This window comes from Geomonas sp. RF6 (assembly GCF_021044625.1).
In the GTDB taxonomy this organism is placed as follows: Bacteria; Desulfobacterota; Desulfuromonadia; order Geobacterales; family Geobacteraceae; genus RF6.
In genome coordinates this window covers 4,668,408-4,691,273 of sequence record NZ_CP087999.1, presented here as the reverse complement: position 1 = coordinate 4,691,273, position 22,866 = coordinate 4,668,408, and the positions used below count along the sequence as shown (strand labels likewise).

General features: G+C 60.7%; 21 protein-coding genes. 14 read left to right on the top strand and 7 right to left on the bottom strand.

What is annotated here, in order from left to right; all coding sequences use genetic code 11:
• The first annotated feature begins 24 nt into the window (after positions 1-24).
• The 4 genes from LPW11_RS19990 (at position 25) to LPW11_RS19975 (ending at position 3,291) form a co-directional block, all read left to right on the top strand.
• A complete protein-coding gene (locus LPW11_RS19990; protein ID WP_230995626.1) occupies positions 25-1,002 on the top strand; it encodes a diguanylate cyclase domain-containing protein in 978 nt (325 codons plus the stop codon).
• Positions 1,003-1,180: 178 nt separating this feature from the next.
• Entirely contained in the window at positions 1,181-2,368 is a 1,188-nt protein-coding gene (gene chrA / locus LPW11_RS19985; protein WP_230995625.1) for a chromate efflux transporter, read from the top strand.
• Between the two features lie 183 nt (positions 2,369-2,551).
• Positions 2,552-2,950: a NifB/NifX family molybdenum-iron cluster-binding protein gene (locus LPW11_RS19980; RefSeq protein ID WP_230995624.1), complete on the top strand. Its 399-nt coding sequence runs from the start codon at positions 2,552-2,554 to the stop codon at positions 2,948-2,950.
• A complete protein-coding gene (locus LPW11_RS19975; protein WP_230995623.1) occupies positions 2,950-3,291 on the top strand; it encodes a DUF134 domain-containing protein in 342 nt (113 codons plus the stop codon). The genes LPW11_RS19980 and LPW11_RS19975 overlap by 1 nt, the downstream gene beginning before the upstream one ends.
• A gap of 58 nt (positions 3,292-3,349) precedes the next feature.
• Here the strand turns inward: LPW11_RS19975 and LPW11_RS19970 are convergent, their stop codons facing one another.
• From LPW11_RS19970 to LPW11_RS19960, 3 genes are all read right to left on the bottom strand, one after another.
• Positions 3,350-5,032: an FAD-dependent oxidoreductase gene (locus LPW11_RS19970; RefSeq protein ID WP_230995622.1), complete on the bottom strand. Its 1,683-nt coding sequence runs from the start codon at positions 5,030-5,032 to the stop codon at positions 3,350-3,352.
• Positions 5,033-5,122: 90 nt separating this feature from the next.
• Complete coding sequence (locus tag LPW11_RS19965; RefSeq protein ID WP_230995621.1) at positions 5,123-5,875, bottom strand: alpha/beta fold hydrolase; 753 nt, start codon at positions 5,873-5,875, stop codon at positions 5,123-5,125.
• Between the two features lie 94 nt (positions 5,876-5,969).
• Positions 5,970-6,929: an SDR family NAD(P)-dependent oxidoreductase gene (locus LPW11_RS19960; protein WP_230995620.1), complete on the bottom strand. Its 960-nt coding sequence runs from the start codon at positions 6,927-6,929 to the stop codon at positions 5,970-5,972.
• A gap of 143 nt (positions 6,930-7,072) precedes the next feature.
• On the opposite strand from LPW11_RS19960, the gene LPW11_RS19955 reads away from it, so the two are divergent.
• Positions 7,073-7,660 carry a DJ-1/PfpI family protein gene (locus LPW11_RS19955; protein ID WP_230995619.1) on the top strand — a complete coding sequence of 196 codons (588 nt, stop codon included), beginning with the start codon at positions 7,073-7,075 and terminating at the stop codon, positions 7,658-7,660.
• A 195-nt stretch (positions 7,661-7,855) separates the two neighbouring features.
• Here the strand turns inward: LPW11_RS19955 and LPW11_RS19950 are convergent, their stop codons facing one another.
• From LPW11_RS19950 to LPW11_RS19940, 3 genes are read right to left on the bottom strand one after another with little or no spacing between them, the layout of a single operon-like run.
• Positions 7,856-8,419 carry a hypothetical protein gene (locus LPW11_RS19950; protein WP_230995618.1) on the bottom strand — a complete coding sequence of 188 codons (564 nt, stop codon included), beginning with the start codon at positions 8,417-8,419 and terminating at the stop codon, positions 7,856-7,858.
• Positions 8,416-9,489, bottom strand: coding sequence for a threonine aldolase family protein (locus LPW11_RS19945; RefSeq protein WP_230995617.1), 1,074 nt, complete (start codon positions 9,487-9,489; stop codon positions 8,416-8,418). Before LPW11_RS19945 ends, LPW11_RS19950 begins: the two co-directional genes overlap by 4 nt.
• A gap of 39 nt (positions 9,490-9,528) precedes the next feature.
• Entirely contained in the window at positions 9,529-10,434 is a 906-nt protein-coding gene (locus LPW11_RS19940; RefSeq protein WP_230995616.1) for a DMT family transporter, read from the bottom strand.
• 395 nt (positions 10,435-10,829) lie between these two features.
• On the opposite strand from LPW11_RS19940, the gene LPW11_RS19935 reads away from it, so the two are divergent.
• The 7 genes from LPW11_RS19935 to LPW11_RS19905 all read left to right on the top strand — a co-directional run bounded on the left by LPW11_RS19935 (position 10,830) and on the right by LPW11_RS19905 (position 16,740).
• Positions 10,830-11,573 (top strand): basic amino acid ABC transporter substrate-binding protein, encoded by a 744-nt coding sequence (locus LPW11_RS19935; protein WP_230995615.1) that lies wholly within the window; start codon positions 10,830-10,832, stop codon positions 11,571-11,573.
• 137 nt (positions 11,574-11,710) lie between these two features.
• A complete protein-coding gene (locus LPW11_RS19930; protein ID WP_230995614.1) occupies positions 11,711-12,493 on the top strand; it encodes an amino acid ABC transporter permease in 783 nt (260 codons plus the stop codon).
• A complete protein-coding gene (locus LPW11_RS19925; protein ID WP_331001587.1) occupies positions 12,480-13,226 on the top strand; it encodes an amino acid ABC transporter ATP-binding protein in 747 nt (248 codons plus the stop codon). The genes LPW11_RS19930 and LPW11_RS19925 overlap by 14 nt, the downstream gene beginning before the upstream one ends.
• A 76-nt stretch (positions 13,227-13,302) precedes the next feature.
• Positions 13,303-14,772, top strand: a complete 1,470-nt coding sequence (locus LPW11_RS19920) for a hypothetical protein (protein WP_230995613.1) — start codon at positions 13,303-13,305, stop codon at positions 14,770-14,772.
• A 70-nt stretch (positions 14,773-14,842) separates the two neighbouring features.
• The gene (locus LPW11_RS19915; protein WP_230995612.1) at positions 14,843-15,157 is read left to right on the top strand and encodes a hypothetical protein; all 315 of its coding nucleotides are present in this window, start codon (positions 14,843-14,845) and stop codon (positions 15,155-15,157) included.
• Between the two features lie 73 nt (positions 15,158-15,230).
• Complete coding sequence (locus LPW11_RS19910) at positions 15,231-16,409, top strand: ABC transporter substrate-binding protein (protein ID WP_230995611.1); 1,179 nt, start codon at positions 15,231-15,233, stop codon at positions 16,407-16,409.
• A 133-nt stretch (positions 16,410-16,542) separates the two neighbouring features.
• Positions 16,543-16,740 carry a rhodanese-like domain-containing protein gene (locus LPW11_RS19905; protein ID WP_230995610.1) on the top strand — a complete coding sequence of 66 codons (198 nt, stop codon included), beginning with the start codon at positions 16,543-16,545 and terminating at the stop codon, positions 16,738-16,740.
• 742 nt (positions 16,741-17,482) lie between these two features.
• Here LPW11_RS19905 and LPW11_RS19900 read toward each other — a convergent pair.
• Positions 17,483-18,199 carry a FadR/GntR family transcriptional regulator gene (locus LPW11_RS19900; RefSeq protein ID WP_230995609.1) on the bottom strand — a complete coding sequence of 239 codons (717 nt, stop codon included), beginning with the start codon at positions 18,197-18,199 and terminating at the stop codon, positions 17,483-17,485.
• Positions 18,200-18,383: 184 nt separating this feature from the next.
• Here LPW11_RS19900 and pruA point away from each other — a divergent pair, with 184 nt between their 5' ends.
• Both pruA and LPW11_RS19890 read left to right on the top strand, forming a co-directional pair.
• Complete coding sequence (pruA, locus tag LPW11_RS19895; protein WP_230995608.1) at positions 18,384-21,380, top strand: L-glutamate gamma-semialdehyde dehydrogenase; 2,997 nt, start codon at positions 18,384-18,386, stop codon at positions 21,378-21,380.
• A 679-nt stretch (positions 21,381-22,059) separates the two neighbouring features.
• Positions 22,060-22,851: an amino acid ABC transporter substrate-binding protein gene (locus tag LPW11_RS19890; RefSeq protein ID WP_230995607.1), complete on the top strand. Its 792-nt coding sequence runs from the start codon at positions 22,060-22,062 to the stop codon at positions 22,849-22,851.
• Positions 22,852-22,866 lie beyond the last annotated feature (15 nt).

The window sequence follows — 22,866 nt, the reverse complement described above, 5'->3', positions numbered from 1 at the left end:
CGGCGGGTAGAGATGGGAACAGACATGCAAAAGCTTTTGATCGTGGACGACACGCAGACAAACATAGAGATTCTGCGCGGGATACTGCACCACGATTACAAGATCTACTCGGCCAACTGCGGTGCTGATGCACTGCAGATCGCGAACCGTGAGGCGCCCGACCTGATTCTTCTCGACGTGATGATGCCGGAGATGGACGGCTACGAGGTTTGCCAGGAACTGAAGAGGAGCGCAAAGACAAAGGATGTGCCGGTAATCTTCGTCAGCGCCATGAGTACAGAGGCGGACCAGGCGAAGGGGCTGGAATGCGGCGCCATAGACTACATGCTGAAGCCCGTCAGCACGCCGATTGTGAAGGCGCGCGTCAGGAACCACCTCGAATTGAAACGCAGCCGCGATCTCCTGCAGCAATTGGCCGCGGAGCTCAGCAGGAAAAACCAGGATCTGCAAAAGCTCGCCATCGAGGATGGTCTCACTCGCCTTGCCAACCGCAGGCACTTCAACGAGGTGCTGGAGATGGAGGTGCGGCGTGCCTGCCATACCGGGCAATGCCTGTCGCTCATTCTGTGCGACGTTGACTTCTTCAAGCGCTACAACGACGCGTACGGCCATCTTGCCGGTGACCGCTGCCTGAAGGTGGTGGCAAACACCATGCGCACCGTCTTCAGGCGTGCCGGTGACCTGGTGGCGCGCTTCGGGGGAGAGGAGTTTGCGGTCATACTGGCCGATACCCCGCCTCATGCCGCCTCGCTCCTGGCGGAAAAGCTGCGCGAGGAGATGATGAGGATCCACGTGCCGCACCAGACCTCGCAGGTCGCTGACTGCGTCACCATCAGTCTGGGGGTCGTGGGGGCACCGGTGACGAGGTCGAGCACGGTCTCCTGGTTTATCGAGGCGGCGGACCGGGCTCTGTATGTATCGAAGCAGGCCGGTCGCAACCGCGTCAGCGTATGGCCCTGCGGCGCCGAAGATTTCGTTGACAGGGGCTGTGAAATCAACTAGAAGTGTGCAGCCTCATGCTGCAGGGCACGCGCCGCCGTCATGATGCGGCGGCAGCGACGCACCGGGCACGCTGCCCGTACCGATTCCAGCCGGTTGCACGGCTGACGCATTCTTTGAGGCTGAACTCGATGACAGGGTTCGGCCTTTTTTCTTTTGTGAGCTTCGCTAAGAGGTTGCGATGAAGTTTTGCGAGCAGGATCTCCCAGTGACGGAGACTAAGGAAAAGGCAGAGGGGGGACGCGAGCTCTTCTGGGAGTTCCTGAAGCTCGGGTGCACCGCCTTTGGAGGGCCGGCGATCATCGCCCACGTTCGGGAACTCGCAGTGGTGAGGAAAAAGTGGGTAGATGCTGCCACCTTCAAGGACGGTGTCGTACTTTCCCAATCCATTCCCGGCGCCACCGCGATGCAGGTCGCTGCCTATGTGGGGCTCAAGGCGCAGGGCGTAAGGGGGGCGGCGCTCGCCTACCTCGGCCTCGGCCTCCCCGCCTTTTTTCTCATGCTCCTCCTCTCCCGTTTCTACGCCGCATCCCGTTCGATCACGGAGGTGGTCTCCCTCTTCGGCGGTCTCCAGGTCATCGTGGTGTCGATCGTCGCGCACGCGGCGTGCACCTTCGGGAAGGACATCGTGAAAAGCGTGAAGGGTGTCGCGATCGCCCTTCTTTGCGCCGGGCTTCTCTACCTGAAGATTAATGCCGCTGCGGTAATCGGCGCCAGCGCCCTGGTAGGCATGGTCATTTTCCGTGCCACCCCCGCCACCTCTCCCGTACCGGAAGCCGGTGACAGTACGGTGAGAAAGCGTGTGGTGATCTCTGCTGCGTGCGTTGGTGTGGGCTTGGCCGCTCTCTGGTTCGCGCACCCGCGGCTTTTCACCCTTTCGGCCCGGATGTTGGAGATCAATTTCCTCGCTTTTGGGGGCGGTCTCTCAGCCCTTCCCCTCATGCATCACGAGTTCGTCTCCCGAGGCTGGCTCGAGAGCAAGGCGTTCATCGACGGCATCGCACTGGGGCAGGTGACGCCGGGGCCGATCAGCATTACCGGGACCTTCATCGGCTACCTCCTCTTCGGTGTTGCCGGCGCGGTAGCTGCGACCTTGGCAACCTTTTCTCCCTCCTTTATCCTCCTGATACTCTCGGAGCCGTACTTTGCCCGCCTGAAGTCTTCACAACTCTTTGCCTGCGCCTCCAGGGGGATCATGGCGTGCTTCGTAGGCCTCCTCTTTTACGTGACGTACCAGTTCTCTCTGGAGATCCCGTGGGACGCGAAGAGAGGAATCCTCGCGCTTGTCGCCTTCTGCGCGCTGCTGCGCAAGGTCGATCTTCTCCTCGTCGTTTTCGCGGGGGCGGCTTTCTCGCTGGCGCTCCTGTAAGAGGCTACCTTGTGCCCCCCTAACAGAGCTCGCTGCCTTATGCCGGAAACGCTCCGCTTATTCCGGCCTACATTCCTACAATTTCCCGCGGCTAGTCGGGGCCACATAACGCTTCCCTTCTTACCTTGACATGTGGTGTCCGGTGTATATTCTGTGCATATACTCAATTTTAACGGGAGGTGCATGATGCGAGTCTGTTTTCCTGTAGCAGAAGACAACGGGATGGAGAGCGAGATCTTCGGGCACTTCGGATCGGCGCCGGTATTTCTCGTCGTCGATCTGGCAACGAGCGATGTGGCTGCCATTCAGAACGCCAACCGCATTCACGATCATGGCGGCTGCAATCCGATTGCCGCACTCGGTGGTGAGCGCGTCGACGGAGTCGTCGTCGGCGGCATCGGGCTCGGTGCTCTGCAGAAGCTGCATGCGGCCGGGATGCGGGTTTACCAGGCGAAGGAGGCGACCGTCGGCGGTAATGTACCGCTCTTGAAGGCGAGCACCCTCCCCGAGTTCGAGCCCGGACAAACCTGTCGTGGCGGGCATGGTCATGGACACGGCCATGGCTCAGGGTGCTCACACTGATGCCGCGGCCGCGCAAGGCGAGGATCTGCAGTTGCCGCCACAAGGATGGGTGCGGAACGGTGTTCAAGCCCGCAGGGGTTCAGATGGCGGACCTGGAGGTAATACGGCTCGGGCATGATGAGCTCGAGGCGCTGCACCTTTGTGATGGTGAGGGGAAGACCCAGGAGGAAGCGGGTCTCTCCATGGGGGTCTCGCGCGGCACGGTCCAGAGGCTGGTGGCGAGCGCCCGAAAGAAGGTTGCGTTGGCTCTCGTGGGGGAGAAGGCGCTGGCTGTGGTTGAATGTGACACCAAATCCCTTCCGGGAGACGGAGCGCCGTCCGACGCTGAAGGAAGAGAGTGAAAGTGCGAGTGGGTGCGTTCACCACCCACTCGCGCTGCGTCACCCAGCCTGCACCCGGCTACCCCTGCGGCCGTATGAGCTGGTAAGGCCAGGTAAGGATCCCGCCATCCATGAAGGACGTCCTCGGAAACCCTGCTGCGTCGAGTATTTTCTGCGCCTCGTACCCCCTCAGACTGATCTTGCAGAAGGTGACGATCTCCTTGTCTTTTGGGAGCGTGTCGAGCTTCTCGCGCAGCATGCCGAGCGGGATGAGCTTCGCACCCTCTATGGCGACCTCAGCGTGTTCCGCCGGAGAGCGTACATCGAGCAGGACGAAGTCCTCCCCCTCGTCGAGCTTTCGCTTTACTTCCATCGGGGAGATGCCGCGGGCCTCCCCGCTTATCTTGTTCTTCAGGATATCGGCGGCAACGATGAGGTTGTCCATCGCGGCGGAGTACGGTGGAGCGTAGGCCAGATCGAGCTGCGAGATCTGTTCCGCCGTGGCCCTGAAGGTGATGGCGGTGGCCGCCGCGTCGACCCTCTTGTCGACGGCCCCTTCACCGACCGCCTGCAGCCCCAGGAGCCTGCCGGTGCCGCGATCGGCTACCAGCTTCAAAGCTATTGGCTTGGCACCGGGAAAGAAGTGTGCGCGATCCGGGGCAGGGGAGAGGACCGTCGCCACCTCGTACCCTTCCGCCCTGGCCTGCGCCTCGGTCAGTCCTGTCCTGCCGGCATTTATGCTCAACACCCTGATGATGCCCGTGCCGATCACTCCTTGAAACCTGGCGTCACCCCCAGCTGCGTTGATCCCCGCCACCCGCCCCTGTTTGTTGGCAGTGCTGCCGAGTGGGAGATAGACCTTTTTTCCTGTCACGAGGTGGGTGCATTCGCAGCAATCTCCGCAGGCATAGATGTCGGGATCGCTGGTGCGCATATGGTCGTCGACCGCTATCGCACCTTTCACACCCGTCTCCAGCCCTGCCCCCTGTGCGAGCTCGCCGTTCGGCTTCACCCCAAGGGACAGTACGACCAGGTCAGTGGGGATTTCACCCGTGCTGGTGAGAACGGAGGCAACGCTTCCCTTTCCGGTGAACCCCGTGAGGCTGCAGGATGTATGTACCTCCACGCCGCTTTGACGGAGTTTCTTCTCCACCAGATAGGCCATCTCGGGATCGAACAGACCAGGGAGTAGCTGCTCCCGCATCTCCACAACGGTGACCTCCATCCCCTTCATCTGAAAGGCCTCAGCCGTCTCCAGCCCGATCAGTCCCCCCCCTACAACGCAGGCCCGCTTCCCCGGTTGTGCCAATTCCTTCAGGCGCTGCGCGTCCTCTATCGACTTCACCGTGACGATCCCTGAGAGGTCAAGACCGGAAAGGGGAGGGACGAGGGGGGAACTGCCGGTCGCCAGGATGAGTGTGTCGTAGGGGAGGGTGAAGGTTCGCCCGCTTTCCAGCTCGACAAGGTGCACCAGCTTTTTCTGGCGCTCCACCCCGATCGCTTCGGTCCTGATGAGGACCTCGACCCCCTTCACCTTCCTGAAGAAGGGGACGTCGCGGACGACCCCCACCGGGGTCGACATCAGATCCTTCACGTCCGCGACCGTGTCGGAGATGTAGTAGGGAATGCCGCAGGCGCCATACGATATGAAGCTTCCGCGGTCGACAACTGTGACCTGAGCGGAAGGGTTTATTCGTTTCGCCTTGGCGGCTGCCTTCGCCCCGGCGGCGTTTGCGCCGATGACCACGATACGCTCTTGCATGGTGCCTCCTTCTTCAGCATGAATGGTGGGTATAGTTGTTGTTGAATATATGATAAAAACTATATGTGGTCAAGAAGTATGAGTGGGAGTTCAGGAAAAGATGTCAGCCTCAGCATGAAGGAAGGGGAGCATCACGCGTACGACCTCCCGAGGCATGCTGAAGTTGAGGACATGCTGCCCGCCGGGGATAATGCGCAGCTCCCCGCGGGGGAGGAGGCGCACCGCTTCCTCTGCCCATCTCTGGGGGCAGACCGGGTCGCGAGAACCTCTTACAACCAGGACGGGGACAGGGATGCGGGGGAGTTTCTCCTCTTCTCTGTCGTTGAGGGTGATGGCGGTAATGGCGACGGAGCGCCTGAAGCCGACGGTAGAGTAGTCGGCAGCGATGACCGGCAGGAGAGGCTTCTGGTAAAGCGCGTTTTCCATTTGCCGCCAGAGTTGACGCCAGAAGGAGCGTGCGTGCGGGTCGACTGTCGGCCCGAGGAAAACGATGCGGTCGACGCGGGACGGGAAGCGGGTGGCAAAGTCGGCGATGACCTGGCACCCCATGGAGTTGCCGACCAGGTGGACACGGGAGAATCGCTTTGCCTCCAACCACGCCTCGATGGCGTCAGCCAACTCTGTCATCCCTGAAGGGAGAGCCGGCTTGGAACTATTGCCGTAGCCGGGGAGGTCGAGAGCGTAGACGGGGAAGTACGCCGCGAGGCGCGACGCGAGCGGGATCATGTAGCGGCTGGTGACTACCAGCCCGTGCACGAGGATGACGGGCGTTCCCGCCAGATCGATCCCGCCGCGCCGGGCGTAGATAGTGCCGCACGACGTCTCGGTACAGTCATCGACCAAGTCCGCCTTTTTGTCGCTGTGTTGGGGCGTGGGAATCATCCCTGCTCCGCCGTCCGGCGCGAGGGCGCCATTTCTTGAGCTCGCGTTATCGCCGTCATGCCCGCGCCATGCGCCTCGCGGCGAAAAACCCGAGAACCAGTGCGGCCGAGGCAAGAGCTATCCCGCGGGCGGGCGCTTTGCCACCCCTCCATCCACCCGACACGGAATTGTCATCCGGCGGATGATAAAGGTTCCCATCGTGCGTTGCCGCCTGCTCCGGACCCAACTGTTCCCGGTCTACCTTGGTCGCCATTATTTTTTCTCCGATTCCCGGCATCATTGCTATCCGCGTGAGGAGAGGGGCTCTGCAGCCGAGATAGGCGCTGTTTCTTGGGTGCCGGATCAGCCGCAATACGGCTCGTGCGGCGGCTTCAGCCGCGAGAACCGGTTTAAGCGGTCGCACTTCGAGTCCGGTATAGTTCGCGGCGTGCCCAAAAAGCGGAGTATCGATGGAGGGAAAGCGCATGGTGCATACCCGGATCCCCGGCACGTCCCTTAGCTCCATGCGCAACGACTTTGACAGACCCTCGATCCCGGCTTTGGCGGCGACGTAAGGGGCTGCGAATGGCTGGCCGCTCAGCCCTGCAACGGAGCCGATGTTGATGAGGAGGCCGTGACCCTGCTCCCGGAAGACCGAGATGGCGGCCTGTGCCCCGTGGAAGTAGCCGAGGAGATCGACATCCAGCACCCGCCGTACCGCCTGGGAGGGGATTTCCTCCAGTCGTCCCATGATGAAGACAGCGGCATTATTGATCCAGACGTCGATGCGACCGCAGTATTCCACCATCCGTCGGGCCACGTCGTGCATCTGTTCGGCGTGGGTGACGTCGGCCGGCAGTTCTACTGCCATCCCCCCCTTGCTGCGGCATTCGTTGGCTACTACCTGCAACGACTTTCTGTTTCGGGCAACGAGCCAGACCGTACCCCCCTTCGCAGCGACATGGAGGGCGACCGCTCTGCCGATGCCGCTCGATGCTCCGGTGACGACGACTGCCATATCGCGAATCTTTGCCATAAGAGCTCCTCCCGAAGATGAGATGTCCTTCAATCCACCAGGAGTATAGCATCGCGAGGTCCGGTCGCCGGTACAAGCGGTGGACATGCCGTCCGTGCGGTGGTAATGTTGGCGTCCATTCATTCCGAGGATCAGGAGGAGCCGTGGTAGAGAAAAAGAGGGTAGCCATTCTCATAATCGATGATGTGGAGGTTCTGGACTTTGCCGGTCCGTTCGAAGTCTTTTCCGTCACCAATGAAGTGAATGGATATGGTCTTATGGAGATCTTCACCGTGTCGGGAGAGAAGAGGGAGGTACGAGCCCGAAACGGGCTGTCGGTGATCCCGCACTACGCCCTCGGGGAGGCGCCGGTGCCGGACATTCTGATCATCCCTGGTGGCAGCGGGACGCGTCCCCTCCTGCACGACAACGAGGTCCTCTCCTGGATCGTCACATCGGCACAGGGGGCCGAGAGGGTGCTTTCGGTCTGTACCGGGGCACTGCTCCTCGGGAAGGCGGGTCTTCTGAACGGGCTGCGATGCACCACCCATCACAGTGCTTTCGGGCTCCTCGCCGAGATAGCTCCCGAAAGCGAGGTCTTGCGTGACGCACGCTTTGTGGATGAAGGGAAGGTGGTGACCTCAGCCGGAATCAGCGCGGGAATAGACATGAGCCTCCACGTCGTCGCCTCCCTTTTCGGGAAAGAAGTCGCGCAAGGGACGGCAGCCTACATGGAGTACCCCTTTCCATAGAGCTCGGCGGAATGTTGACGTGTTGTAGGCCGGAATAAGCGGAGCGTTTCCGGCATCCTGGTGCCGCATGAAGGAGGGGGCGCCGGGAAAGCCTGCGGCTCATCCCGCCCGACAAAAAAAAGGCCAGGTGGGTACCTGGCCTTCATCTCTTCCTGCAATACTTTATCTGCTGCAGCGTAAGCTGCCGATCCTGCGTTACTTCAGCGCCTTCTCATCGCAGGTGCCGGTGATGCCGAGCTTGTGGCATGCTTCCTCGAACCGTGCGTTGATTTCCGCACTCCCCATCCCGAGCTCTTCCCTTACTTTTTCCTCGGCGAGCTTGTCCCACTGCTGCTCGTTTTCCCTCAATTCGCTGCGGTTGTACCTGTGGTCGTAACGGTTGAAAAAGGCGATGGAGAGACGACGCCACTCTTTGTCCTGGATGTCGGCCGCCTTTTTCTTCAGCGCCAGCAGTTCCCGCGCTTTTGCCTTCGGGTCAGCAGGGGGGGGCGGGGTCGGCTTCGTCGACGGGGCGGTCGTCGTTCCCCTCATCAGCTCGAGAAGGCGGTCGTTCGCGTTCAGCGCGAGATCGCTGGTGGGGAAGCGGTCGATGATCGCTTCGTACAGCTCTTTTGCCTTGGCCTGCTGGTCCTGCCGCTCAGCCTTCCCGGCCTGGAGGTAGAGGGATTGTGCCGTCTCCGCCGGTGCCGGTTCGGCGGCCTGTGCGGATGCGGAGGTGAGAACGATCAGTAGTGCGGTGAGTACGATGCTGCGCTTCATGCTTTTTCCCCTTTCAATTGTGCGCTTGCTGCCTGGATGTCTTTGACCAGTGCGTCCACATCAGCTTCAGTAGTCTCCCAGGAGCACATGAAGCGGGCGCCGCCCGAGCCGATAAAGGTATAGAAGTGCCATCCCATTTCCCGCAGCATCTCGGCCAGCTGCGGCGGGAGGTCGACAAAAACGGCGTTGGCCTGGCTCGGATACATGACATCGACGCCATCGATCGACCTGAGCTGGCTCTCCAGGAGGCGGGCGCACCGGTTGGCGTTCCCCGCGCGGGTCAGCCACATGTCGTTTTCCAGCATCCCCACCCATGGTGCCGTCAAAAAACGCATTTTGGAGGCGAGTTGCCCCGCCTGCTTGCAGCGATACTCGAACTCGTAGGCGAGCTCCTTGTTGAAGAAGACGACCGCCTCACCGATGGCAAACCCGTTCTTTGTCCCGCCGAAGCAGAGGACGTCGACGCCGGCCTTCCAGGTGATTTCTTTCGGGGCGACTCCGAGGGAGGCGACCGCGTTGGAGAAGCGGGCCCCGTCCATGTGGATGCGCAGCTTGTGCCTGCGGGCCAGTTCCGCTATCGCCTGCAACTCGTCCACGGAGTAGACAGTCCCAAGCTCTGTCGCCTGCGTGAGGCTCAGCACCTTCGGCTTCGGATAGTGGATGTCGGAGCGGCGCTTCACGGCGTGCACCACCTCGGCCGGGTCGACCTTCCCGTTGTCCCCGCGCACGAGCAGTACCTTCGTGCCGTTACTGAAGAATTCCGCGGCACCGCACTCGTCCGTCTCTATGTGCGCCATTTCGTGGCAGATGATACTGTGGTACGACTGGCAAAGCGAGGCGAGAGCAAGGGAGTTCGCGGCGGTGCCGTTGAAGACGAAGAAGACCTCGCAGTCCGTCTCGAAGATCTCGCGCAGGCGCTCGGAGGCGCGCGCGGTCCAGGGGTCCTCGCCGTAGGAGGAGGCGTAGCCGCGATTTGCCTCGGCCATCGCCTCCCATGCCTCCGGGCAGACTCCGGCGTAGTTGTCGCTGGCAAATTGAAAACGGGTAGGGTGGGTGCTGGTAACGGTCATGCGACGGGAATTCCTTTCCGCTGCTAGGTGCAGCTCTGGTTAGTCGGCGGCCTCTTCGACGACGATGGGAAAAGGTGCAGAGACTTTTGCCGGCAAGAGCTCGGAGACGAGCATGCTGGTAACGATAAGGCCTGCGCCCAGGAAGCCGTAGCTCCCGAGCGATTCCTTCCCCACCTTGAAGGCGTAAAGGGCGCCGAAAACGGGCTCGCAGCAAAAGATGAGAGCCGTGTGCGCCGGGCTCAGCACGCGCTGCATGGAGGTCTGCACCAGGAAGGCGAAGACGGTGGCAAAGATCGCGCAGACGCCGACAGCCCACCCGGTCCCTTCCTGCAGCACGAGTACCGGCTGGCCGCGCCAGAGCGCCACCACGAAGCTCAGGAAAAAGACGGTGCCGATCTGCATCGCGGTGAGCCACAGGACGTCGGTTCCTCCCTTGCGCGCAAAGCGGCTGGTGCACAGAAGATGGAGCGCGACGCAGACCGCGCAGACTGCGGCCAGGAGATCGCCCGGGTTAAAGTTCATCCCTTTCCCGTCGGTGCAAAGGAGAAAGAGGCCGACGGTCGCGAGCGACACGCCGAGCCCCACGGGGAGGGAGATGGAGTGCCTGAAGCAGATCGCCCCCAGAAGGGGCACCAGTACGACATTGAGGCCGGTAAGGAACGCGGTGTTGGTGGCGCTCGTGAAAAGAAGCGCGATGGTCTGGAAAGCGAAGGCCATGAAGAGGAAGACGCCGAGGAGCGCCCCGTCTCGAACGGTCGCCGGGTTTACCGGCCTCTTCTTGATGAGGCAGAGGCAAACCAGGAGGATGAAGGCGAGGAAGAAGCGCTGGGAGAGGAAAACGAATACATCTACTTTGGCTACCGCATCCTTGACGACTGTGAAGGTGACCCCCCAGAAGAAGGTGGTGATCAAGAGGAGGACGACTGCCATCCCTTTTTTCATCATAGTAGACTCCATCCCTTCGCCCAAAGATTTTCAAGGCTCCTTGCCACGGTGGACCTGCAAATATTGGGGGCCACAAGGAGCGCTCCCGGGATCGATCCACGTCATGCGAGTTTGCCAGCCGCATCCCACAGATCTGCCCTTCAGGTGAAGAATAAAGAAAGACACCCGATGGTCAGAAAAAGTATTACCTTTGGGAACGGAAACGGCCAACCTATGGATCAAAAAGGGAGTGATGACGAAGGGTGAGTCATTGTGGCCCATTTCCAGGGAGAAATGCAAATAAAAAGCAAATGGTCATACCAAAGCTATTGACATCGATAGAAAATCTGTTTACAAGTAAGGCCGTTCCGGTGGCTAAAACAATTGTTTATTAAAATGAGAATGGAGGCCTTCAAATGAAAAAACTGCTGCGTCTGCTGTTGCCTGTGCTGACCCTTTCCCTGTGCCTTGCGGCTACCGCGCTCGCTGCTCCACGGACGTTGACCGTGGCTACCGATGCCACCTGGCCCCCGATGGAGATGGTGGATGCCAACAAGAACATCGTTGGCTACGACATCGATTTCCTGAAGGCTGCCGCCAAGGAGGCCGGTTTCAACGTCGTCTTCAAGAACACCGCATGGGACGGGATCTTTGCCGGCCTCGACTCCGGCCAGTACGACGCCGTTATCTCCTCCGTAACCATCACCCCCGAGCGCCAGAAGAAGTACGACTTCTCCCTGCCGTATATCGATGCCGGCCAGATCCTCGTCGTGCCTAAGACCGACAAGGCTGCGAAGCTCGCCGACATGAAGGGGAAGAAGGTCGGCGCCCAGATCGGGACCACCGGTGCTTTCGAGGTAAAGAAGGTGGCAGGGCTCGAGCTGAAGACCTATGACGAGATCGGTCTTGCCTTCGAAGACATGGCAGCAGGCCGCATCCAGGGGGTCGTCTGCGACGAGCCGACCGCGATCATCTATGCTCTCCAGAAGAAGGAGTACAAGGAGAAGTTCAAGATCGCCGGGAAGGCCTTCACCAAGGAAGCGTACGGCATCTGCGTGAAGAAGGGGAACAAGGACGTCGTGGCCCTGCTCAACAAGGGGATCACGGCTGTGAAGGCGAAGAAGATCGACCAGCAGCTCAAGAAGAAGTGGCTGAAATAGTTTCGTCCTGCCCCCCCTCCCTCGGGAGGGGGGCAGCGGGCGTGTGAAGCCGCCGCTGGCGGTCTTCCTCCACACCCTCACCTCCCCCCGCAAGGGGAGGGACTGTACTGAGTAATGCGCATGAAGGATTTTATTTGATGTTAGAAAACGGAAAGAAACGCATCGAGGTGGGTGACGGAGCCGCCATCCCCACCAAGAAGGACATGGGGCTCTTCACTGCATGGCGCATCGCCTTTTTCGGGGCGATCGCTCTCCTTGGCTGGCTGGTCTACTACATACCGGACCCGTATCTCACCATCCTCAAGTTCGTTCCCGACGGCATCGTCGTCACCTTCAAGGTTACGGTCGGGGCGATCCTCCTGGCACTCGTCATCGGCCTCATCGCGGGGCTTGGGCGCGTCGCCCACAACCCGATCATCAACGGAATCGCTTCTCTGTACGTTGAGGTCATCCGCGGCATCCCGCTCCTTGTCCAGATCTTCTACATCTACTACGCTCTCGGCCGCATCGTGAAGGTCCCGGACATGCTCTCCGCCATCATCGCCATGGCGATCTGCTACGGCGCCTACATGGGGGAGGTCTTCCGCGCAGGGATCCAGTCGATACCGAAAGGGCAGATGGAGGCAGCTCTCACCCTCGGCATGAGCCGCGGGCAGGCGATGTACCACGTCATCGTCCCGCAGGCCTTCAAGGTCGTCCTGCCGCCGGTGGGGAACGAGTTCATCGCACTCTTGAAGGACTCGTCCCTCGTCTCCATCCTCGCGGTCGCCGATCTCCTGCGCCGCGGGCGGGAGTTCGCCTCCGAATCGTTCACCTATTTCGAAACCTACACGGTGATAGCGCTGATATACCTCATCATCACGCTGTTTTTCTCGAAGCTGATAGGGATCATGGAGGAGCGTATCAATGCCGGCAGGTAACACTCGGAAGATGGTGGAAGCACGAGACGTCGTGAAGTTCTACGGAAGATTCAAGGCGCTGGACCGGGTCTCGGTCGACGTGAAGGAAAGGGAGAAAGTCGTCATCATCGGCCCTTCCGGATCGGGGAAGAGCACGCTGCTGCGCGCCATGAACAGGCTCGAGGAGATCGACGCCGGGACCATGGTGGTGAACGGGATGGACCTGTACGACCCGCGCACCGACATCAGCAAGGTGCGGGAAGAGGTGGGGATGGTGTTCCAGTCCTTCAACCTCTTTCCCCACAAGACGGTAATGGAGAACCTGACTCTGGCACAGAGGGTCGTGCGCAAGCGCCCGAAGGACGAGGCGATCGAGCGTGCGGCGAAGCTTCTGGCAAAAGTCGGCCTTACCGACAAGGCAAACGCCTACCCGGGGAGGCTCTCCGGGGGGCAGCAGCAACGAGTGGCCATCGCGCGTTCCCTGGCGATGGACCCGAAGATGATCCTTTTTGACGAGCCGACCTCCGCGCTCGACCCGGAAATGATCGGGGAGGTGCTCGACGTCATGAAGGACCTGGCACGTGAGGGGATGACCATGGTGGTGGTTACCCACGAAATGGGGTTCGCCCGCGAGGTCGCCGACCGAGTCCTCTTCATGGACCACGGCAGCGTCATCGAAGAGGGAACCCCGGAGCACTTCTTCACCGCTCCGAGCCACCCGCGTACCCAGCTTTTCTTGAGTCAGATCCTGTAGCTATGTAACAATGTGTTTGTGTAGCAACGGTGGGTGCGCACTATCGCGCACCTCCTATATCAAGGGGGAGGGCAATATGAAAGTAAGCAGTAAACTTCTGGTCTTCGCGGTTTCCGGCGCGCTGACCGCAGCAGCAGTTCCGGCTCTTGCGCTGGAAAACGAGTTCCACGGGATGTTCCAGCTGCAGTTCGACAACTCGAACTTCAACGGCTCCAACACCGCTGACGCGACGGGCGCACGGTACACGCCGGAGGGGAAGGACGCGAAGGCTGCAACCGCGAACTTCTTCGAGCAGCGCGCGCGTCTGGCCTACATCGCCAAGGCGAACCAGGACGTCAAACTCGTCACCAAGTTCGAGCTGGACTACTCCTACTGGGGTAACTCGAGCTACACCACCAAGCGCAACCAGGGTGGCGCGCTTGGCGCCGACACCGTCAACCTCGAGACGAAGAACGTCTTCCTCGACCTGAACTCCCCGACGCTGGCCACCAGCGCCAAGTTCGGCATGCAGCCGGTCGACGACGCCTTCAAGGGGATCTTCTTCAGCGCCGACATGCCGGGTGTGATGCTGACCCACGATTTCTCCAAGGCAACCGCCTCGGTCGGCTTCTTCCGCTGGAACGACACCTCCGGGAAGGTCAATCCCTTCACCTCCCTCGGCAAGGACGCCCGCGACATGGTCCTCTTCGACGGCAAGCTGAAGGTCACCGACACCACGAAGCTCGGGCTCGCCTACTACTTCGTCAACTCCAACAATGTGAACATAATGACTGCGGCTGACGATGATGCGGCTACGACCGCCATCGATGAGTCTGTACTCAACGAGAACCTTACCGTTCACACCGTCGGCCTGAATGGGGAAACCGCCATCGGTCCGGTCACCATCGACGGCTTCGCCCTGTACCAGTTCGGCACCAACTACGCCGGCAACCAGTCCTTCTGGCAGACTCCGGCCACCGCAGACGCCAACAAGCACCGCAGCGCCTGGGCCGCCAACGTCGGCGCCCGTATGAAGGTCGCACCGAACGGCACCCTGCGCAGCGAATTCCTTTACGTCTCCGGCGAGGGGAACGCAGACCGCGGCACCACCAACGCCTTCTACACCCCGGCGACCTTCAACTACTCCGAGTCCGGCTTCTGGAACAACGAGATGGTCATCCTCGGCCGCGACAAGAACGCCTTCACCAACGACACCGCCATCGTCTTCGACGGCAACAACAAGAACGAGGGCGTCTTCTTCGGCTCTGTCGGCTACGACCACACCTTCACCGACAAGATCTCCGGCAGCGTGAATGCAGGTTTCGCCGCGGCAGCGAAGGCGAACGCGGCCAAGCCGGTCAACCTCAACACCGGCAGCCAGAACAGCAGCAACTACCTCGGCACCGAGATCAACGCGGAGGTGAACTACAAGTTCGCAGAGAACGTCACCTTCTCGACCCGCGCCGGTTATGTCTTCCTTGGCGACTACTTCAAGGGTGTCGCTGCAGGCGGCCAGGATCCGGACGATCCGTATGACGTGAAAGTTCTGGTAAACTACAGCTTCTAAGGACTAGCCACCAGCTGCCGGGGATTTTCCCCGGCGGCTTTTCCCACAACGAGTGCACAGGAGGCGTATCATGAAGAAAGTTTCCGCTTTGTTCCTCGCATGCCTGATGTTCGCAGCCGTTCCCGTTTACGCCCAGTCGTCCAGCCAGGGGCAGGTCTCTGCACAGGAGAAGGACGAGTGCCTCCTGGCAGCCAGGGGGTGCGCCAATGAGGTGGATTCCATCCAGAAGCAGGTGAAGAAACTGCAGAAGGAGATCCGCAAAGGTGACCGGGTGTACACGAAGGAAGAGCTGCAGACCCTGAAGCGTAAGTTGGAGGAGGTGAACTCTCTTCTGGCTGACCTCAACAAACCCGGCGGAGGTGGCGGGGGTGGTGGCGGTCGCTAGGAGAAGCTGATCGTAGTGCGGTACCGTTGAGTCTATTTTTGTATCTCATGCCATGAAAAAGGAGGGTGTACCAATGACGATGAAGAAATATGCAGCGCTGCTGATGGTCGGCCTGATGGCTGCAGGCAGCTTCGGCTGCAAGAAGAAGGAAGAGGGTGCCGGTTCCGCCGCTGGCGGCGACACTGTAAAAATCGGCTTCCTGGGTGCTCTGACCGGCGACGTCGCGATGTTCGGCAAGCCGACCCTGGAAGGGATGAAGATGGCGGCAGAAGAGATCAATGCCGCCGGCGGCGTAAACGGCAAGAAGATCGAGATCGTCGAGTCCGACAACCGCGGCGACAAGCAGGAAGGCGCTTCGGTCACCCAGAAGCTCATCACCCGTGACGGCGTCGTCGCCATCGTCGGCGACCCGACCACCGGCATCACCAAAGTTGCCGCCCCGATCGCGCAGAAAGCCCAGGTGGTACTCCTCTCCGCAGGCGCCACCGGCCCGGGCGTCGTGGAAAACGGCGACTTCATCTACCGCGACACCCTGCTCGACAGCGTCGCCATCCCGGCCTGCATCGACTACTTCGCAAAAGACCTCGGCTTCAAGAAAGTCGCAGTGATCACTTCCGACAACAACGACTACAGCGTCGGCTTCTCCCAGACCTTCCGCGATGCGGCAAAAGGGAAGGGGATCGAGATCGTCTCCGAGGAGAAGGTGAAGGACGGCGACAAGGACTTCTCCGCACAGGTAACGAACATCAAGGCGAAGAATCCGGACGTCATCTTCTTCTCCGGCTACTACACCGAAGGCGCCCTGATCATGAAGGAAGCGCGCAAGCAGGGGCTGAAGGCGAACATGTTCGGCGGCGACGGCCTCTTCTCTCCGAAGTTCATCGAGCTCGGCGGCCCCGCGGTTGAAGGCTCCATGTGCGCTCTCGGCTTCTCTCCGGAGCAGGCTTCCCCGACCACCGCGAAATTCGTCGAGGCGTTCAAGAAGAAGTTCAACGGCGCCGAGCCGGGCCTCTTCGACGCACAGGGCTACGACGCCGTCATGCTCCTCGCGGACTCCATGAAGCGCGCGAAGAGCAACGACCCGAAAGTATTCAAGACCGCCCTTGGCCAGACGAAGAACTTCGAAGGCGTTTCCGGCACCATCACCATCCGCGCAAATCGCGAGCCGATCAAGACCCCGCTCGCACTTCTCGAAGTGAAGGGTGGCAAGTACGCACTGAAGGCAAAGGTTCCCGTCAAGCTGGAAGAGTAAGACGCGAATCGCACGAAGCAGAAGGAAAGCCCGGCGGAGAGATCTGCCGGGCTTTTTTGCGGCCAGGCGACGCCGGCTTTCTCTGGTAAGCTTCTCAAGGTGGCAACACCCATTCCTGCGAAAGGAGGAAGAAATGGCCGAAGCGAAGCGAGTGAAGCCGGAAGAAGCGCGGCGGAAGGTGCAGGCGGGGGAGGCGCTCCTTGTCTGCGCGTATGACGACGAGGAAAAGTGCGAACGTGCGCGGCTGGAAGGGGCGATGACCTTTGGGGAGTTCAGCACGAAGCTTCCGGAGATCGGGAAGGAGAGGGAGATCATCTTTTACTGCAAGTGACCGGACGAGTACTCGTCTGCCGGTCGGGCAGCGGAATTTGCAGAAAAAGGGTACCGGAATCTCTCGGCTCTGGAAGGAGGGGTGGACGCGTGGACGAAGGCGGGATACCCGTAGCAGCTGAGCCGATGTGTTCCATGTAGGCCGGAATAAGCGGAGCGTTTCCGGCGGTCCACACATCGGCTCGCGCCGACGCCGGGAACGCCTGCGGCTTATCCCGGCCGGCAACGACAGATCAGAAAGCCCGCGGACCTTCATCCTGCGGGCTTTTTTATGAAGCGTCGCACCAAGCCACACGTTCCCCCCTTTGCGAAGGTTCATCCGGGAATTCCGGGAATTGAGCCCGGTCGCCTCCGTTGACGTGAGGGGACACTAGTGGCGCCGCGCTGGAGCACAGGCTTCCCAGCCTGTACCGCGGCGCCAGCCGCGCGGTCTGTGACGGCTGCGTCGCCATCCCAGGCAAGATGCCTACGCTCCAGCGTGGGGCACCCGGATTCTTTGTAGCGCGTTCCCCAGAATTCCCGGAAGACCCTTTGCGAAGGGGTACCGAATCTCTCTCGGCTCTGGAAGGAAGGGTGTAGGCGTGGACGAAGGCGGGATACCCGTAGCAGCTGAGCCGATGTGTTCCATGTAGGCCGGAATAAGCGGAGCGTTTCCGGCGGTCCACACATCGCCTCGCGCCGACGCCGGGAACGCCTGCGGCTTATCCCGGCCTACAACTGAGAAAGCCCGCGGAGTCTGATTCTTAACTGACCCCTTTCTGCTCCATGTAGCTGTTGAAACGGCTTACGTGTTCGCGGGCGACCCTTCTCGCTTCCTCGGCATTGCCGGCCTCTATGGCGGCGATCAGCTGGATCATGTCCTGGTGGTTCTCCTGGAGGAGTGCCTCGTCCCTCGGCAGGAAGCTCTCGTAATAGGTATGGATGTTCTGGGAGAGGGATTCGAGTACCGAGATGAAAAGAGGATTTCTGGTGGTCTCGGCGACACCGAGATGGATCTCCTCGTCGGTACGGATGAAGCTGTCCCAGAAGTCCGGGCCTTTCTGGAAGAAGTCCGATGCCTTCGCCAGAAGCGCCTTCAGCTTCGCGACATCCTCGGCTGTAGCGCGGGTAGCGGCGAGGGCAGCCACGTCTCCTTCCAGCCCGATGCGGAACTCCGCGAGGTTCTGCAGGGAGACCTTCTTGTAGCGGATCAGCAGCGCGAGACTCGCGCTTACCTGCTCAGTACCCACCCCTTTCACTATTGAGCCGCCTGCCACACCGGTACGTATCTCGATGAGCCCTTTCTGCTCCAGTACCCGCAGCGCCTCCCTCAGCGTCCCCCTGCTTACCTGAAACCTCTCCTTCAGATCGCGCTCGGCTGGAAGCTGGTCTCCGGTTTTCAGCTTTCCGGTAACGATCGCTTCCTGGATCTGTTCGACCACGTCCTGGTATACCCTGCTCTGTTTTGCTTGTCGGAACATCCTAAAAATCCTTTCAGGCCGCACGCTCTTTTCAGGGTCTCGGACCCTCGCTATCAACGGTTGAACCTTTATACCAGCAAGCCGGAAGTATGGCAATAACCAATGGTTGAACAGTGTTGACAAGTATACAAAAATGGATTATGTAATGGTCCAACCATTACAAGTTGCACCAGAGGAGCCTCCTATGCAAACAGCACTTAACGAAAAAATAATTTCCCGCGGTAAGGAATTCTTCGCCACCATCAGCGGCGAAAAACCGTCCCTCTTCAACAAGGGCGCCTGGATGGGGAAGGTCATGGACTGGAGCATGCAAAACGAGCAGTTCAAGGTCCAGATGTTCCGCTTCGTAGACGTTTTCCCTTCGCTCACCACGAGCAGGCTTCTTACCGACCACATCAAGGAATACTTCGGCGGCGAGCAGGAAATGCCACCGGTCCTTTCCTGGGGGGCGAAGGCGGCGGGGATGCTCGGTTCTCTCGGCGGAGCAGTGCTCAACAAGGCGCTTTCCTCCAACATCCAGGAGATGGCACGCCAATTCATCGTTGGCGAGACGACGAAAGAGGCTGTGAAGAACCTGGAGAAGCTCAGAAAGGAAGGATTTGCCTTCGTGGTGGACGTCCTAGGTGAGGCGACCCTTTCCGAGGAAGAGGCGGAGATCTACACGAACACCTACCTGGAGCTCCTGGAGTCCCTCAAGAAAGAGCAGCGGAGCTGGAAGGCACTGGGTAACGCATCGGGGGATCTCGACTGGGGACACGCTCCGAAGGTGAACGTCGCGGTGAAGCCGACCGCTCTCTTTTGCCTCGCGAACCCGCAGGACTTCGAAGGCTCGGTTGTGGCGATTCTGGAGCGGCTGCGCCGCATTTGCGCGAAAGTCGTCGAGCTGGACGGCTTCCTGTGCATCGACATGGAGTCCTATCGCCACAAGGCGATCATCCTCGAGGTCTTCCGGCGCCTGAAGCTCGAGTACCGCGACTACCCGCACCTGGGGATCGTGCTCCAGGCCTACCTGAAGGACACCGATCAGGATCTTCCGGAGCTTCTCGACTGGGCGAGGAATGAGGGGGTGCAGATCTCCATCCGCCTGGTGAAGGGGGCATACTGGGATTACGAGACGGTGAAGGCGAAACAGAACGACTGGCAGGTGCCGGTCTGGACGGTGAAGGCGGAGAGCGACGCCGCCTTCGAGAGGCACGCCCGCAGGATCCTCGAAAACAGCGACATCTGCCACTTCGCCTGCGCCTCCCACAATATCCGCACCATCTCCTCCGTTCTGGAGACTGCGCGCGAACTGAAGGTTCCCGAGGATCGCTATGAGTTCCAGGTCCTGTACGGCATGGCTGAGCCGGTCCGTCGCGGCATCCTGAAGGTCGCCGGCCGCATCCGTCTCTACTGCCCGTACGGCGACATGGTCCCGGGAATGGGGTACCTGGTGCGCCGCCTCCTGGAAAACACCGCCAACGAGTCGTTCCTCAGGCAGAGCTTTGCCGGCGACGCGCAGGTGGAAAAGCTCCTGGAGGATCCTACCGTTACCGCCAAGCGGGAGCACGCAGCACGCGCGCCGGAGCTGAGCCCGAAAGAGGGAAAGGGACTTCCTCGCTTCAAGAACGAGGCGATGGTGGACTTCACCCGCGCCGATCATCGCGAAGCGTTCCCGCGGCACATCGCCGAGGTGCGCGAGGAACTCGGCAACACCTACCCCCTCTTCATAAACGGGAAGGAGGTGCGCACCATGGAGCTCCTGCCGACCGTGAACCCGAACCGTCCCTCCGAGGTCCTCGGGCAGGTCTGCCAGGCAGGGACGAGGGAAGTCGGGGAAGCGATCGCCGCCGCCAAGGGCGCCTTCCCGGCATGGCGCGACACCCCCTCGTCCGAGCGCGCCGGTTATCTCCTCAGGGCCGCCGAAATCGCCCGCAGGCGCGTCTTCGAGCTCTCGGCATGGCAGGTGCTGGAGATTGGAAAGCAATGGGACCAGGCGTACGCTGACGTGACGGAGGCGATCGACTTCCTCGAGTACTACGCACGCGAGATGGTCAGGCTCGGCGAGCCGAGGCGGCTCGGAAACGTGCCGGGAGAGCTGAACCACTACCTGTACGAGCCGAAAGGGGTCGCCGCCGTCATCGCTCCGTGGAACTTCCCCCTCGCTATTGCCATGGGTATGGTCTCCGCGGCGGTCGTCACCGGCAACTGCGTCGTCTTCAAGCCGTCCGGGCTCACCTCCATCATCGGGTGGCACCTGGTGGAGATCTTCCGCGAGGCGGGGCTCCCGGCAGGGGTCTTCAACTACACCCCTGGGCGCGGCTCCGTCATGGGGGACTTCCTCGTCGACAGCCCTGACGTCAGCCTGATCGCCTTCACCGGTTCGATGGAGGTGGGTCTGAGGATCATCGAGCGGGCGGCAAAGGTCCACCCGGGACAGCAGAACGTGAAGAAGATCGTCTGCGAGATGGGGGGCAAAAACGCCATCATCATCGACGACGACGCGGATCTCGACGAAGCGGTGCCGCACGTTCTCTACTCCGCCTTCGCCTTCCAGGGGCAGAAGTGCTCCGCCTGCTCCCGCGTAATCGTGCTCGACGCGGTGTACGACAAGTTCGTGGAGCGCCTCGTCGCCATGGCGAAGGCGACGCAGGTCGGTCCTTCCGAGGACCCCGCCTATTACATGGGGGCGGTTGCCGACGACAAGGCGCAGCAGACCATCAAGGCGTACGCCGAGATCGGCAAGAAGGAGGGGCACCTCCTCTATGAAAGCCCGGTGCCGGCGGGGGAGGGGTACTTCGTACCGATGACGATAATCGGCGGGATCAAGCCGGAGCACCGCATCGCCCAGGAGGAGATCTTCGGACCGGTCCTCGCGGTCATGAGGGTGAAGGACTTTGACCAGGCGATCGAGTGGGCGAACTCCACGAGGTTTGCCCTCACCGGCGGCGTCTTCAGCCGCAGCCCCGAGCATCTGGACCAGGCGCGCCGCGAGTTCAGGGTCGGCAACCTCTACCTCAACAGGAACAACACCGGCGCACTCGTGGAGCGCCAGCCGTTTGGCGGCTCGAAGATGTCCGGCGTCGGCACCAAGGCGGGTGGCCCCGACTACCTGCTGCACTTCATGGACCCGCGGGTTATCACGGAGAACACCATGCGCCGCGGCTTCGCTCCCGTAGAAAGCGGCGACGACATGCCGTAAGGGATGGCGGCGGCTCCGGCTCCGCGGTGCCGCGAGCTCGCCCCTCAGCCCGGCTCCGGAGAAGGTTCTTCCACGGATTCGGGGGAGCGTGGGTACATTGCCACGAAGCACTGCAGAAGGCCTAACGTTCCCCCCTTTGCGAAGGGGGGGCAGGGGGGATTTGATCTTCGTTAACAAACACTTGGTCGTCGAACCGCAGTGCTGCGGCATCTAAAAATCAACGACATAGGCCCCCACCAGTTCTTTGGTAAGTGAACTCAAGGAAAGTGCTTGAGACTGCAGCAGTTGCGCACTTTGCAGGACGGTTCCGGCCCAGTCAAATCCCCCCTGTCCCCCCTTCGCAAAGGGGGGGACGCGAGGTCTCGTGCGCCCCTTCATTGGAACATACTACGGCTTCCCCGGAATTCGCGGATGAGCCTTCGCAAAGGAGGGGACGTAAGGCCTCTTGTGACCAAAGCGGATCAGGCGGATCGACGCGGATAAAGCTGAAGGGTATTCCCCCTGCCTTGCCTTTGCCCGCGAAGATCCGCCCATCCGCCCTGTCCCTGCACCCCACCTTTGTCCCTCAGTTTCGGCAGGGCAAAAGAAGTTTACGCAATGCTTGACGTCGGTTCCGATTTCTGGAATAATCGCCGCCGGTCAGACCAATGACCCTAAAATGTTATTAATAGGAGGGAAGATGAAAAAGTTTGTCGTTTTGCTTGCCGCAATGCTGGTTGCTGCAATCGCCACTTCGGCTCTCGCAGCCGATGGTTCCTTCGCCCGTGTGAAGAGCGCCGGCAAGATGGTTATCGGCCTCGATGATGCCTTCCCTCCCATGGGATACCGCGATGACAGCGGCAAGCTCGTCGGCTTTGATATCGACACCGCCGAGGAAGTCGGCAAGCGTCTCGGCATCAAGATTGAGTGGCAGCCGACCGCATGGGACGGCGTCATCCACTCCCTCAACGCGAAGAAGTTCGACGCCATCTGGAACGGCATGACCATCACCGATGAGCGCGCCAAGGAAGTCGCCTTCACCAAGCCGTACATCATGGACGGCCAGATCGCCGTCGTCCGCTTCAACGAGAAGCGCTTCAAGGCTCTCAAGGACCTGAAAAACGTGAAGGTCGGCGCGCAGAAAGGTTCCTCCGCGCTGAGCTCCGTGAAGAAGCTTCCGACCGCTCCCGCCGAGCTGAAAGAGTACGAGGACAACCCGAAAGCCCTTCTCGACCTCGAAGCGGGCCGCCTCGACGTGGTGGTGATGGACAACGTCACCGGCCGCGACTTCATCGCGAAGCGCCCCGGCAAGTTCAAGGTCATCCCGGGCTTCATCAGCAAGGAGCCGTTCGGCATCGCCTTCCGTAAAGAAGACGTGGAGCTGCGCGGCCAGGTTCAGAAGACCCTCGACAAGATGGTGAAGGACGGCTCGCTGGCGAAGATTTCCCGCAAGTGGTTTGCAGAAGACATCACCAACCCGAAGAAGTGGTAGTACGGCCAGGTACTG